This window comes from Streptomyces sp. NPDC049577, from assembly GCF_040675635.1.
Lineage (GTDB): Bacteria > Actinomycetota > Actinomycetes > Streptomycetales > Streptomycetaceae > Streptomyces.
Genome location: NZ_JBFAPH010000193.1, coordinates 1 through 12,694, shown reverse-complemented (window position 1 = coordinate 12,694; position 12,694 = coordinate 1). Strand labels below are relative to the sequence as shown.

12 protein-coding genes and 1 pseudogene are annotated in these 12,694 nt (G+C 71.0%); 3 read left to right on the top strand and 10 right to left on the bottom strand.

Annotated elements, in window-relative coordinates:
* From AB0K09_RS21190 to rpsD, 6 genes are all read right to left on the bottom strand, one after another.
* On the bottom strand, positions 1-1,485 hold a 1,485-nt coding region (locus AB0K09_RS21190), incomplete at its 3' end, for an endolytic transglycosylase MltG (RefSeq protein ID WP_366066940.1).
* Between the two features lie 124 nt (positions 1,486-1,609).
* Entirely contained in the window at positions 1,610-2,074 is a 465-nt protein-coding gene (ruvX, locus tag AB0K09_RS21185) for a Holliday junction resolvase RuvX (RefSeq protein WP_366066939.1), read from the bottom strand.
* A gap of 1 nt (position 2,075) precedes the next feature.
* The gene (gene alaS, locus AB0K09_RS21180) at positions 2,076-4,745 is read right to left on the bottom strand and encodes an alanine--tRNA ligase (protein ID WP_366066938.1); all 2,670 of its coding nucleotides are present in this window, start codon (positions 4,743-4,745) and stop codon (positions 2,076-2,078) included.
* On the bottom strand, positions 4,745-5,074 hold the full coding sequence (locus AB0K09_RS21175) for a DUF6167 family protein (protein ID WP_366066937.1): 330 nt from the start codon (positions 5,072-5,074) through the stop codon (positions 4,745-4,747). Before AB0K09_RS21175 ends, alaS begins: the two co-directional genes overlap by 1 nt.
* An 8-nt stretch (positions 5,075-5,082) precedes the next feature.
* Positions 5,083-5,538 carry a DUF948 domain-containing protein gene (locus AB0K09_RS21170; RefSeq protein ID WP_366066936.1) on the bottom strand — a complete coding sequence of 152 codons (456 nt, stop codon included), beginning with the start codon at positions 5,536-5,538 and terminating at the stop codon, positions 5,083-5,085.
* 235 nt (positions 5,539-5,773) lie between these two features.
* Positions 5,774-6,388 carry a 30S ribosomal protein S4 gene (gene rpsD / locus AB0K09_RS21165; protein ID WP_366066935.1) on the bottom strand — a complete coding sequence of 205 codons (615 nt, stop codon included), beginning with the start codon at positions 6,386-6,388 and terminating at the stop codon, positions 5,774-5,776.
* A gap of 200 nt (positions 6,389-6,588) precedes the next feature.
* Here rpsD and AB0K09_RS21160 point away from each other — a divergent pair, with 200 nt between their 5' ends.
* Complete coding sequence (locus AB0K09_RS21160) at positions 6,589-7,299, top strand: DUF2470 domain-containing protein (protein WP_366066934.1); 711 nt, start codon at positions 6,589-6,591, stop codon at positions 7,297-7,299.
* Here AB0K09_RS21160 and AB0K09_RS21155 read toward each other — a convergent pair.
* The 4 genes from AB0K09_RS21155 to AB0K09_RS21140 are packed head-to-tail and all read right to left on the bottom strand — an operon-like array spanning position 7,296 to position 11,428.
* Positions 7,296-8,684 carry a replication-associated recombination protein A gene (locus AB0K09_RS21155; RefSeq protein ID WP_366066933.1) on the bottom strand — a complete coding sequence of 463 codons (1,389 nt, stop codon included), beginning with the start codon at positions 8,682-8,684 and terminating at the stop codon, positions 7,296-7,298. The genes AB0K09_RS21160 and AB0K09_RS21155 overlap by 4 nt on opposite strands.
* Before the next feature lie 47 nt (positions 8,685-8,731).
* Positions 8,732-9,382, bottom strand: a complete 651-nt coding sequence (locus AB0K09_RS21150; protein WP_366066932.1) for a vitamin K epoxide reductase family protein — start codon at positions 9,380-9,382, stop codon at positions 8,732-8,734.
* A gap of 58 nt (positions 9,383-9,440) precedes the next feature.
* Positions 9,441-10,712 carry a histidine--tRNA ligase gene (gene hisS / locus AB0K09_RS21145; RefSeq protein WP_366066931.1) on the bottom strand — a complete coding sequence of 424 codons (1,272 nt, stop codon included), beginning with the start codon at positions 10,710-10,712 and terminating at the stop codon, positions 9,441-9,443.
* An 8-nt stretch (positions 10,713-10,720) separates the two neighbouring features.
* The gene (locus tag AB0K09_RS21140) at positions 10,721-11,428 is read right to left on the bottom strand and encodes an MBL fold metallo-hydrolase (protein WP_366066930.1); all 708 of its coding nucleotides are present in this window, start codon (positions 11,426-11,428) and stop codon (positions 10,721-10,723) included.
* Between the two features lie 198 nt (positions 11,429-11,626).
* On the opposite strand from AB0K09_RS21140, the gene AB0K09_RS21135 reads away from it, so the two are divergent.
* Positions 11,627-12,448 (top strand): peptidylprolyl isomerase, encoded by an 822-nt coding sequence (locus AB0K09_RS21135; protein WP_366066929.1) that lies wholly within the window; start codon positions 11,627-11,629, stop codon positions 12,446-12,448.
* A 176-nt stretch (positions 12,449-12,624) separates the two neighbouring features.
* A pseudogene (locus tag AB0K09_RS21130) lies at positions 12,625-12,694 on the top strand (HAD hydrolase-like protein); the annotation flags it as partial.

Genomic DNA, 12,694 nt, shown 5'->3' with positions numbered 1-12,694 from the left:
CTCCTTGACGGCGCCGGTGTCCAGGGTGCTCTGGCTCTTGGCGTAGTTGACCGTCGAGTCGAAGTCGAGCAGACCGTAGGTCTCCTTGTTGTCCGGCTTGAGCCGGTTGTAGACGACGCGGGAGACCTTGTCGAAGTCGTGCTTGTACTTGCCCTCGGCCTGCACCAGGCTCGCGACGGTGACGAGCTGGAGCGGAGACTTCAGGCCGAGTTCGCGGGACTTGGCCTCGACGTCCTGCTTGGCGTAGGTCTCCTTGGCCCGGGCGACCATCTGCCGCAGGATCTCCTCCGGTTTGGTGCCCTTGCCCGCGCTGTACTGCGAGGGGAAGAGGAAGCCCTCCAGCGGGTCCTTGATCTTGGGGTCGCTGTTGGCCCACGCGGGCAGTCCGAGGTTGCCGGCCTGCGCCTTCGCGACGTCCTTGGTCGTGCCCGGCTTGAGCGCCAGCTTCTTGTCGATGGCGGCGTAGACGTCGGCTGCCCGGATGCCCTCGCGCAGGGTCAGGAAGTTGGCGGCATTGGTCATCATGGCGACGGCCGAGGCGCCCGACATCTCCTGGTGGAGGGTGTAGGTGCCTGGCTGGATCGCGGCGCCCTTGCCGGCGGCCGCGGTGAAGGCGCGTACGCTCTTGACGACACCGGCCTTCTGCAGGATCTCGCCCATCTGGGCCAGCCCGGAGCCCTTGGGGATCTCGACCTGGACCTGGCCGCTGCCCTCACCGTCGTAGTCCGGCGGGGTGCCGTAGTGGGTCTGCCAGTAGTCGTAGCCGAGGTAGCCGGCGCCGCCCACACCGCCGACGAGCACGACGGCGACGAGCAGACAGGCCGTGCCGCTGCGGCGCTTGTTCTTCTTCGTCTTGCCGCGCCGCTCACGGCCGCGCCGGCCGCGCGGCTCCTCGTCGTCCTCGTCCTCCGGCTCGGTCCCGGGCTCGGCCGCGGGCTCACGGGGCGGGGCGGGATCGTCGTCGAAGAGGGAGAGCGCCTCGTCGTCGGGACCGGCGGGCGGGGCCTCGTCGTGGTGGCCGTGCCGCTGCTCGCCGACGTGCGGCGCCTGCTGCCCCTGCTGGGGGTGCTGCCCCTGCTGGGGGTGCTGCCCCTGCTGGGGATGGTGCGGCTGCTGCTGCTCCTGCGGGTACGGCATCTCGTGCGTGTGCCGCTGGTAGCCGTCCGCGGAACCGTAGTACTCGGACTCGCCGGAGTAGCCGCCGGTCTGCCCGCCGTACTGCTGCTCCCCGGGATGGCCCGGGTGGAGACCCGGGTGACCCTGCTGCTGGTGACCCGGGTGCCCGCCGTACGGACCCCCCGCGTTCTGCGAGGGGTCCCAGGCGTACTGCTGCTGTTCGGGGTAGTGCTGCTGACCGTAGGCGGGCTGAGACTGCTGCGGCTGATGCTGCTGCGCGTACTGCTGCCCGTTGTATCCCTGGTCTCCGTAGAGCGGATCCTCGGGATGCCACGGTTGGGAGCCGGCACCCCGGCCATACTCAGTCATCTATCCCCTAGTGCCGCACAGCGGCAGCCTGTGGACGCTCCCTGGAGCGCGAGTCCGATGTCTGGTCCTGCCCGGAAGACATTCGAACAGCTGCCATGTCGCGCGGAACGTTACCGTATTGCGATCAGATGACCACGTCGACGGTCTCCCCCGGAGGCCGGCCCGAGGTCTTCTCGATCTCCAACGCGTTCTGCAGGATGATGACGGCCGCGGCCTGGTCGACCACGGAACGGCCCTTCTTGGTGTTCACGCCGGACGCCCGAAGGCCCTGCGCCGCCGTGACGGTCGTCATGCGCTCGTCGACCAGCCGCACGGGCACCGGGGCGACGCGCCGCGCCATCTCGCGGGCGAACGTCCGCACCTTGGTGGCCGCCGGGCCCTCCCGCCCGCTCAGCGAGCGGGGCAGGCCGACCACGACCTCGATGGGCTCGTACTCCTCGACGATCGCCGCGAGCCGCTTGTGCGCCTGCGGGATGTCGCGTCCCGGAACGGTCTCGACGGGGGTGGCGAGGACCCCGTCGGGGTCGCACGAGGCGACCCCGATGCGGGCGTCCCCGACATCCACGGCGATGCGCCTGCCGCGTCGCACGTCAGGCGGCTTCCGCCACAAGGCGCTCGACGGCGGCCATGGCCTCGTCGATGGCCTCGGGGTTCTGACCGCCGCCCTGGGCGACGTCCGGCTTGCCGCCGCCGCCACCGCCGAGCGTCTTGGCGGCGGTGCGGACCAGGTCGCCGGCCTTCAGACCGCGCTCACGGGCCGTCTCGTTGGTGGCGATGACGGTCAGCGGACGGCCGCCCGCCACCGTGAACAGGGCGACGACGGCCGGGCGGTCGGCCGGGATGCGGCCGCGCACGTCGAGGACCAGCTTGCGCAGGTCGTCGGCGCCCGTGCCGTCCGGCACCCGGCCGGTGACCAGGGCCACGCCGCGCACGTCCGTGGCGCCCTGGGCGAGCCCGGCAGCGGCCTGGAGGACCTTCTCGGCGCGGTAGCGCTCGATCTCCTTCTCGGCCTCGCGCAGCTTGGCGAGCATGCCCGAGATCTTCTCCGGCAGCTCCTCCGGGCGGCCCTTGACCAGGTCGGTCAGCTGGGAGACGACCGTGTGCTCACGGGCCAGGAAGTTGTAGGCGTCGGCGCCCACCAGGGCCTCGACACGGCGCACGCCCGAGCCGATGGAGGACTCGCCGAGCAGCTTCACCAGGCCCAGCTGGGCGGTGTTGTGCACGTGCGTGCCGCCGCACAGCTCCTTGGAGAAGTCGCCGATGGTCACCACGCGGACGCGCTCGCCGTACTTCTCGCCGAACTCGGCGATGGCGCCGGCCTTCTTGGCCTCGTCCAGGCTCATGATCTCGGCCTGGACGTCCAGCTCGCGGGAGAGCACCTCGTTGATCCGCTGCTCGACGTCGGTCAGGACCGTGCCGGGCACGGCGGTCGGCGAGCCGAAGTCGAAGCGGAAGCGGCCCGGGGCGTTCTCCGAACCGGCCTGGGCGGCCGTCGGGCCCAGGGCGTCGCGCAGCGCCTGGTGGGTGAGGTGGGTGGCGCTGTGGGCACGGGCGATGGCCCGGCGGCGGGTCACGTCGATGGCGGCGTAGGCGGAGGCGCCCACGGTCACCTCGCCGACCTGGACGACGCCCTTGTGGACGTTGACGCCCGGGACGGGCTTCTGCACGTCGCGGACCTCGATGACGGCACCGTTGTCCAGCTTGATGCGGCCCTGGTCGGCCTGCTGGCCGCCGCCCTCGGCGTAGAACGGGGTGCGGTCCAGGACGACCTCGACCTCGTCGCCCTCGGTGGCGGCGGGCGAGGGCACGCCGTCGACGAGCAGACCGACGACGGTGGCCTCGTTCTCGGTGTGCGTGTAACCGGTGAAGTCGGTCGCGCCGGCGGTGTCGGCCAGGGTGCGGTAGGCCGACAGGTCGGCGTGGCCGCTCTTCTTCACCATGGCGTCGGCCTTGGCGCGGTCCCGCTGCTCCTTCATCAGGCGGCGGAAGCCGTCCTCGTCCACGGAGAGCCCCTGCTCGGCGGCCATCTCCAGGGTGAGGTCGATCGGGAAGCCCCAGGTGTCGTGGAGCAGGAAGGCCTTCTCGCCCGGCAGGACGGTGCCGCCGGCGGCCTTGGTGTCGGTGACGGCGGTGTCCAGGATGTTGGTGCCGGCCTTCAGCGTCTTGAGGAAGGCGGCCTCCTCGGCGAGCGCGACGGTCTCGATGCGCTTGCGGTCGGTGAGCAGCTCCGGGTACTGCAGGCCCATCGTGTCGATCACGACGTCGAGCAGCTCGCGGACGACCGGTCCGGTGGCGCCCAGCAGACGCATGTTGCGGACGGCGCGGCGCATGATGCGGCGCAGGACGTAGCCGCGGCCCTCGTTGCCGGGGGTGACGCCGTCGCCGATCAGCATGGTGGAGGTGCGCATGTGGTCGGCGACCACGCGCAGGGAGACGTCGGTGTCGGCGGCGGCGCCGTAGCGGACGCCGGTCAGCTCGCCGGCCTTGTCCATGACGACACGCAGGGTGTCGGTCTCGTACATGTTGTGGACGCCCTGGAGGATCATCGCCAGGCGCTCCAGACCGAGGCCCGTGTCGATGTTCTGGCTCGGGAGGTCGCCGAGGATCTCGAAGTTGTCCTTGCCCGTGCCCTCACCGCGCTCGTACTGCATGAAGACCAGGTTCCAGATCTCCACGTAGCGCTCGTCGTTGACGGCGGGGCCGCCCTCGACGCCGAACTCCGGACCGCGGTCGTAGTTGATCTCGGAGCAGGGGCCGCAGGGGCCGGGCACGCCCATGGACCAGAAGTTGGGGCCCATGCCCAGGCGCTGGATGCGCTCGGCGGGCACGCCCACCACGTCACGCCAGATCCGCTCGGCCTCGTCGTCCTGCTCGTAGACGGTGATCCACAGCTTCTCCGGCTCCAGCCCGTAGCCGCCGTCGGCCACCGGGGTGGTCAGCAGCTCCCAGGCGAGCTTGATGGCGCCTTCCTTGAAGTAGTCGCCGAAGGAGAAGTTGCCGCACATCTGGAAGAACGTGCCGTGCCGGGTGGTCTTGCCGACCTCCTCGATGTCCGGCGTGCGGACGCACTTCTGCACGCTCGTGGCGCGCGGGAAGGGCGGCTTGACCTCACCGAGGAAGTACGGCTTGAAGGGGACCATGCCCGCCGGCACCAGCAGCAGGGTCGGGTCGTCCGCGATGAGCGACGCCGACGGCACGACGGTGTGCCCACGCTCCTCGAAGAAGCGCAGCCAGCGGCGGCGGATTTCAGCCGACTCCATCAGTGGTCCTCTTTCCGGGTGTACGAGTGGTGGATGGGGGACTGCTCGAGCGCGACCAGCCGGCGCTGCTCGGGCAGGGCACGGGCCTCCGGCTCGGGCGGCGCCGCGCTCAGTCCGAGCGCGTCCTTCAGCGCCGCCTCGCGGTGCGCCATGCCGTCGCGGACGTCGAGCGCGAAGAGCTTGACCTTGCGGCCGGCGATCACGGCGCGGTCGGCGGCCTGCAGCGCCAGGCTCTCCGGCGTCAGCTTGGCGAGCTTGCGGTTGACCTTGGTGGTGGCCCAGACACCGGCTGCTACACCGGTGGTGAACCAGAACGTGCGGCGGAACATTTCTGGGGTCAACCCTTCCCACGGATACGGCGGCCGCCTCCGCGCCGGGCGGAGGGCAGTTTCCCGCCGGCGGTCTTGCCGATGAACACGGTGCCCTGCGCGGCCGGATCCGCCGGCGCGCTCCGGCGGCCCATCGCTCGGCGCACCCCGTAGCCGAACGCGGCGACCTTGACCAGCGGCCCGCCGAAGGCGGTGGAGACGGTCGAGGAGAGCGCGGAGGCGTTCGCCGTGACCTCCTGGACGTCCGCGGTGATCGAGTCGACGCGGGCCAGCTGGGTGTGGGCGGAGCGGACGGTCGCGGAGGCGTCGGCGAGCAGCGGCACGGCCTGCTCGGTGACCTCGGCGACCAGCTTCGTCGCCGCCCTCAGGGTCTGCGCGAGCCGGACCAGTGCCAGGGCGATGAAGGACACCAGGATCGCCCAGAAGACGGCCACGAGGATCCCGGCCACCTCTCCACCGGACACGGCACCGCTCCTTGCTGATCGTCGCTGTTTCCCCGGATGGACACGATGTCCATCCGCATGAACGTCGAGGTACCGACCTTATCGCGCCGGGCCTCGCAGCCCCTACCGCATTACCGGTCCGTATGGGCACAGATGTCCGGGCGCAAACGCCCCGGAAACGCGCGAGCCCGCCGGCTCGCCGGCCACGGGGGCGGCGAGACGACGGGCTGCGCGAAAGAGAGATCCTGCGCCTGCGTCAGCGGGCGTAGTACTCGACGACGAGCTGCTCGTCGCAGATGACCGGGATCTCCTTGCGGTTCGGCTCGCGGTCCAGGCGGAAGGCCAGCGCCTGCAGGTTGACCTGCAGGTAGCGCGGGGTCTCGCCGTCGGGGGCGAAGCCACCCTCACGGGCAACCTGGAACAGGGTCTTGGCGCGGCTGCGCTCGCGGACCATCACGACGTCGTCGGGGCGGACGCGGAAGGACGGCTTGTCGACCTTCTTGCCGTTGACCTCGATGTGGCCGTGGACGACCATCTGACGGGCCTGGTAGATGGTGCGGGCGATGCCCGAACGCAGGACCAGGGCGTCGAGACGGCGCTCGAGCTCGACGACCAGCGCCTCGCCCGTCTTGCCCTCGGCCTTCTTGGCGCGGTCGTAGGCGCGCGCCATCTGGCGCTCGCTGATGTCGTACTGGGCGCGCAGACGCTGCTTCTCGAGCAGACGGACCTTGTAGTCCGAGTTCTGCTTGCGGCCACGGCCGTGCTCGCCCGGCGGGTAGGGGCGGGCCTCGAAGTACTTGACGGCCTTCGGCGTCAGCGCGATGCCGAGCGCACGGGACTTCTTGACCTTGGGACGCGACTGGTTAGGCACGTTCTCCAGACCTCCGAAATAGGTTAGGTTAGGCTCACCTTACTCAAGGAGATCGCATGTCTCGTCCGGGGAACACCAGTCACATCACGGACAGCACGAAAGGATCCACAAGGGATTCCGACGCTCTCGAGGGCGTCAACGTGACGGAGGTCCGATCAGATCGTGGTCAGCCGCGTCCCAGCGGACTTGAGATCGCCCGGATGCCGTCAGCAGCCGAGCGCACACGAACTCTCGTACAGAGTACATGCTCCGCGGTGCTGCTGATTCCGGGGCTGGGGTCCGCCCGCCGGGAGCAGCTGGAGCCGGAGGCCCGGAACGTCGGGCCGGCCGGCGACGTCCTGCTGGTCCACCCCGCGGATTCGCCCGTCGTGCGGGCGGCGACGCACGCGCAGGACGGCGAGCTGTCGGCCGTGCTGGAGATCACCGACGTCGCCCCGGTCGCCGTGCCGAACCGCGTCCGCGGCCGGGCCTGGCTCTCCGGCCGGCTGACCTGCGTGCCCGGGGTGGCCGAGCCGGGCCGGATGCTGCTGCGGCTGGAGCCGGTCGAGGTGAGCCTGGACGACCTGTGGGGCGCGGAACGCGTCGACCCGGAGTCCTTCGCCGCCGCGGCGCCGGATCCGCTGATGCCGTACGAGACGGAGCTGCTCCAGCACCTGCATTCCGGCCACGGCGACCAGGTGCGCCGGCTGACCGCCCTCCTGGGCGAGCGGGCCCCCGAGCCCCGCTGCATGCGGGCCGTTCCCCTGGCCCTCGACCGCTTCGGCCTGCGGGTGCGTTTCACGCACGGCCACGGCCCGGGAAGCCCGGCGGACCGCTCCTTCGACACGCGCTTCGAGTTCCCGGCACCGGTCCGCGACGTCGCGGGCCTGCGCAGGGCGATGCACCAGCTCTTCGAGGCAGCGGCGGACTAGCTCCCGTCCCCGCTCCCGCCCGTCTCCTTCGGGGGCTGCGCCCCCGAGAGCCGGGCCCGCACCTTCTCCACCACGTCCGCGTACCGCGCCTCCGCCCCGTACCGCGTCGGCTCGTAGTACCGCTTGCCGTGCACCGCGTCCGGCGCGTACTGCTGCGCCGCGATGCCTCCCGGCACGTCGTGCGGATACACATACCCCTGGCCGTGGCCCAGCTTCTGCGCGCCCTTGTAGTGGCTGTCCCGCAGATGCGCCGGCACCGGCCCGGCGAGGCCCGCGCGGACGTCCGCCAGGGCGGCGTCGATCGCCAGATAGGCCGCGTTGGACTTGGGGGCCAGCGCCAGCGCCACCGCGACCTGGCTCAGCGTGATCCGCGCCTCCGGGAAGCCGATCATCGCGACGGCCTGCGCACCCGCGACCGCGGTCTGCAGGGCCGTGGGGTCGGCGAGCCCGATGTCCTCGCTGGCCGAGATCATCAGCCGGCGGGCGATGAACCGGGGGTCCTCGCCGGCCTCGATCATGCGGGCGAGGTAGTGCAGGGTGGCGTCCACGTCCGAGCCGCGGATGGACTTGATCAGCGCGCTCGCCACGTCGTAGTGCTGGTCGCCGTCGCGGTCGTACTTCACGGCGGCGCGATCGACCGCGCCCTCCAGCGTCTCCAGGGTGATCTCCTGCTCGCCCTGCGCGAGCGCCGAGCCCGCGCCCGCCTCCAGCGCCGTGAGCGCGCGCCGGGCGTCGCCGCCCGCGATGCGCAGCAGATGCGCCTCGGCGTCCGCGGAGAGGGTCACCGCGCCGCCGAGACCGCGCTCGTCGGCGAGGGCGCGGCGGACCAGACCGCGTACGTCGTCGTCGGTCAGGGCCTGGAGCGTCAGCAGCAGGGAACGGGACAGCAGCGGCGAGATCACCGAGAAGTAGGGGTTCTCCGTGGTGGCCGCGACGAGCGTGACCCAGCGGTTCTCGACGGCCGGGAGCAGGGAGTCCTGCTGGGCCTTGCTGAAGCGGTGGATCTCGTCGAGGAAGAGGACGGTCTCCTTGCCGTACCCGCCGGAGGCCCGGCGGGCGCCGTCGATGACGGCCCGCACCTCCTTGACGCCCGCGGTGATCGCGGAGAGCTCCACGAAGCGTTTGTTGGTGGCCTGGCTGACCACATGGGCCAGGGTCGTCTTGCCGGTGCCTGGCGGGCCCCAGAGGATCACCGAGGAGGGGCCGGCGGGACCGCCGCTCCCCTCGCCCACCAGCCGGCGCAGGGGCGAGCCGGGCCCCAGCAGATGCCCCTGCCCCACGACCTCGTCGAGCGTGCGGGGGCGCATGCGGACGGCCAGAGGGCTGGCGGCCGGGTCCTTCTCCTGGCGGTCCTCTGCGGCGGCGGTGAACAGATCGGGCTCCACGCTGAAACCCTAAGCCACCGCACTGACATCGCCCCGGGGGCGAGGGCTCAGGCGGTGCCGCCCGTCCAGAACCACCACCACTTGGTGAGGATCAGCATGCCGATCACGCCGACCCACAGCACCGGCACCACCCAGTGGAACTCCAGCAGGCCGCCGCGCAGCCCCTCCGGGAGCCGGATGAAGCGGTGCCGGATGTTCTGCAGGGTCACGTACCAGAACATGACGATCGTGGCGACCCAGGCCAGGCAGCACCACAGGCACAGCGAGCCGATGACGTAGAGCGACTGGTACTGGAGCCAGGTCACGAAGCCGACGCCGAACAGGCAGCCCGCCTCCATGCCCAGCCAGTACCAGCGGGGGAAGCGGGCCCCGCCCAGCAGGGCGAGGCCGATCCCGATGATGACGCTGTAGGTCGCCAGGCCGAGCATCGGGTTGGGGAACCCGAAGGCCGCGGCCTGCTCGCTCTTCATGATGTTGCCGCAGGACACGATGGGGTTCAGGCTGCAGCCCGGCACGAAGTTCGGGTCTTCGAGCAGCTTGAACTTGTCGAGCGTGATGACCCAGGAGGCGAGCACGCCCATCGCACCGGTGATCACCAGCAGCAGGGCGAACGCCCGGCTGCCGCCCAGGGCGCCGGGACCGGGGCCGTCCCGCTGCACATCGTCGGTGTCGGAGCGGTCGAGAGCCGAAGTGGTCATAGCGCCGTGGGTCCCATCAGTCGGTCGTTGCGGCCATTGTGCACCAGGGGGCTGTGAATCAGCCCCGGGCCGCCTGGAGTTCACTCAGGACGGTCACGACCTCGTCCAGCGCGACCGCCTTCTGCTCACCGCTCTCCAGGTCCTTCAGCTGCACCGCGCCCTCCGCCAGGTCACGCTCGCCCGCGACGAGCGCGTAGCGGGCACCGGAGCGGTTGGCCGACTTCATGGCGTTCTTCAGGCCCTTGCCGCCGAAGGCGAAGTCCGTGGCGACGCCGGCCCGGCGCAGCTCGGTCACCAGGCCGAAGAGCACCCGGCGGGCCTCCTCGCCCAGCGGCACCGCAAAGACCTGGGTGGCGGCGGGGAGATCGAGCTCGATGCCCTCCGCCTTGAGCGCCAGCACGGTGCGGTCCACGCCGAGGGCCCAGCCGACGGACGGCAGCGCGGGGCCGCCGATCATCTCGGACAGGCCGTCGTAGCGGCCGCCGCCGCCGACCGCGGACTGGGAGCCGAGGCCGCCGTGCACGAACTCGAAGGTGGTGCGCGTGTAGTAGTCCAGGCCGCGCACCAGCTTCTCGTCGTCCTCGAAGGCCACGCCGGCCGCGGTCAGCAGCTCGCGCACCCGCTCGTGGTACTCCTTGCACGCCTCGCACAGGTGGTCGCGGAGCATGGGGGCGCCGACGAGCTGCTGCTGCACCGACTCGCGCTTGTCGTCCAGCACCCGCAGCGGATTGATCTCGATGCGGCGGCGGGTGTCCTCGTCCAGGTCGAGGCCGCGCAGGAACTCCTGCAGCGCGGCCCGGTAGGCGGGACGGCACTCCTTGTCGCCCAGCGAGTTGAGCAGCAGGCGGAAGTTCTTCAGGCCCAGCGACTTGTAGGCGTCGACGGCCAGGATGATCAGCTCGGCGTCCAGCGCCGGGTCCTCGGCGCCGATCGCCTCCGCGCCGACCTGCGAGAAGTGGCGGTAGCGGCCGGCCTGCGGGCGCTCGTAGCGGTAGTACGAGCCGGAGTACCAGAGCTTGACGGGCAGGTTGCCGGCCTTGTGGAGGTTGGCCTCCAGGGCCGCGCGCAGCACGGAGGCGGTGCCCTCGGGGCGCAGCGCGAGGCGCTCGCTGCCGCGCTGGGTGAGGGTGTACATCTCCTTGGTCACGATGTCGGTCGACTCGCCGACGCCGCGGGAGAAGAGGTCGACCTGCTCGAAGCCGGGGGTCTCGATGTAGCCGTAGCCTGCGCGCTTGAGCGGGGTGGAGATGGCCTCGCGGACCGCGAGGTAGACCGCGGAGTCCGGCGGGGTCAGGTCGTAGGTGCCCTTGGGGGCCTTGAAGGTGCTCACGAAAGTCTTCACATTCCTCGTCGCGGAGCCGAGGGGGCTCCCTGGCCGGCCGCCACTTCCCGCAGGTAGGGGTTGGTGGCGCGCTCGTGGCCGATGGTCGTCTGGGGGCCGTGGCCGGACAGCACCACGGTCGAGTCGTCCAGCGGCAGGCACACACGGGCCAGCGACTGGAGCATCTCGGCGTGGTCACCGCCGGGCAGGTCGGTGCGTCCGATGGAGCCGGCGAACAACAGGTCGCCCGAGAAGAACACCGACGGGATGTCGGAAGCCTCGGGCATCCGGAAGGTCACCGACCCCTTGGTATGGCCCGGCGCGTGCGCGACGGTGAACTCCAGCCCGGCCAGCTCCAGCCGGCTGCCGTCGGACAGCTCCTTGACGTCGTCCGGCTCCCCCACCGTCAGCTCGCCCATGAGCTGCTGCCCGATGGAGCGGCCGAGGGCCTTCTCCGGGTCGCTCATCATGTAGCGGTCGGCGGGGTGGATCCAGGCCGGGACGTCATGGGCGCCGCACACGGGGACGACCGAGGCGACGTGGTCGATGTGGCCGTGGGTGAGGACGACGGCGACGGGCTTGAGGCGGTGCTTCTTCAGCGTCTCCTCGACGCCCTGGGCCGCCTGGTGGCCCGGGTCGATGATCACGCACTCCTCACCCGCGGCCGGGGCGACCAGATAACAGTTGGTCCCCCAGGCCCCGGCGGGGAACCCGGCAATGAGCACGTTCGTCCTTAATGATCGGCGTTTGATCGGCGAGCGGAGGCCGGTGGGAGCTCCCCCCGGGAGCGCCCCGGCCGTCTCAGAGCCTACCGGCGCCGCTCCCGCCGTCGCGAACCCGTATACGGTACGGTCACGCGCGATTCGCGGGTCAGAACATGACGAGACGGCATTCCAGACGGCATTTTTCGAGGAGACGGCCCGGTGGTCAGTAACGAGCAGCGGCGGCGGCAGCTCGCCCGCGAGAAGTTCGAGCGGCAGCAGCAGCGCCGTGAGGAGGCGCGGCGCAAGGCCCGCCGCCGGAACGCGGTGATCGCGGCCGGGCTCGCCGCGGTGCTGGCCGCCGGCGCGGGCGCGTACGCCTCGGGCGCGTTCTCCGGGAGCAAGAAGGACCGCGCCGCCGACGCCGCGGACCAGCAGTCCGCGCCGCCCGCGTCGAAGGGTCCGGACCCGTGCGGCAAGCCCGCCCCGGGCACTCCCTCCGACAAGACGTGGAAGTCGGAGCCCTCGATGAGCATCGACACGTCCGCCTCGTACGGGATGAAGCTGTCGACGACCTGCGGTGCCATCGACGTCAAGCTGGACGCCGCGAACGCTCCGCACACGGTCAACTCCTTCGAGTTCCTCACGAAGGAAGGGTTCTTCGACCACTCCAAGTGCCACCGGCTCACCACCAGCGGGATCTACGTCCTGCAGTGCGGCGACCCGAAGGGCACCGGTCAGGGCGGCCCGGGCTACACCATCCCGGACGAGAACCTGAAGGACTCGCGGCTGAAGGGCAACGTCTATCCGGCGGGCACGGTCGCCATGGCGAACACCGGCCAGCCGCACTCCGGCGGCAGCCAGTTCTTCCTCGTCTACCAGGACAGCCAGCTGCCCCCGACGTACACGCCGTTCGGCACGGTCGGCGAGGAGGGCATGAAGGTCCTCAAGAAGATCGCCGACGCGGGTGAACAGTCCGGCGCCGGGGACGGTGCGCCCAACGCGACCGTGGTGATCGACAAGGCCGTCGTGGCCAAGTCCTGACGCGAATTGGACCCTCGCGCGGCTGAATTTCGGTTGCGCGGGATACGGACAGCCGGGGCACCGTTCGCCTATGTTGGCGTTGTGTAGGGTGCCTGCTCCGACGGCGACCGGCACCCCGAATGATCAAGCTGAATGATCAAGCCGTCGGACCGGCCGGGCGCGGCCCTGCCGGAAATATGGACACCGACGTGCTCGCCGGGCTGGAGGCGGGGATGGAGACCTTCCTCGTGCTGACGGGGCTGACCC

Coding starts and splice junctions, on each gene's coding strand:
- alaS (WP_366066938.1), bottom strand. CDS start 4,745: ATGGAGTCGGCTGAAATCCGCCGCCGCTGGCTGCGCTTCTTCGAGGAG.
- AB0K09_RS21175 (WP_366066937.1), bottom strand. CDS start 5,074: ATGTTCCGCCGCACGTTCTGGTTCACCACCGGTGTAGCAGCCGGTGTC.
- AB0K09_RS21160 (WP_366066934.1), top strand. CDS start 6,589: ATGCCGTCAGCAGCCGAGCGCACACGAACTCTCGTACAGAGTACATGC.
- AB0K09_RS21150 (WP_366066932.1), bottom strand. CDS start 9,382: ATGACCACTTCGGCTCTCGACCGCTCCGACACCGACGATGTGCAGCGG.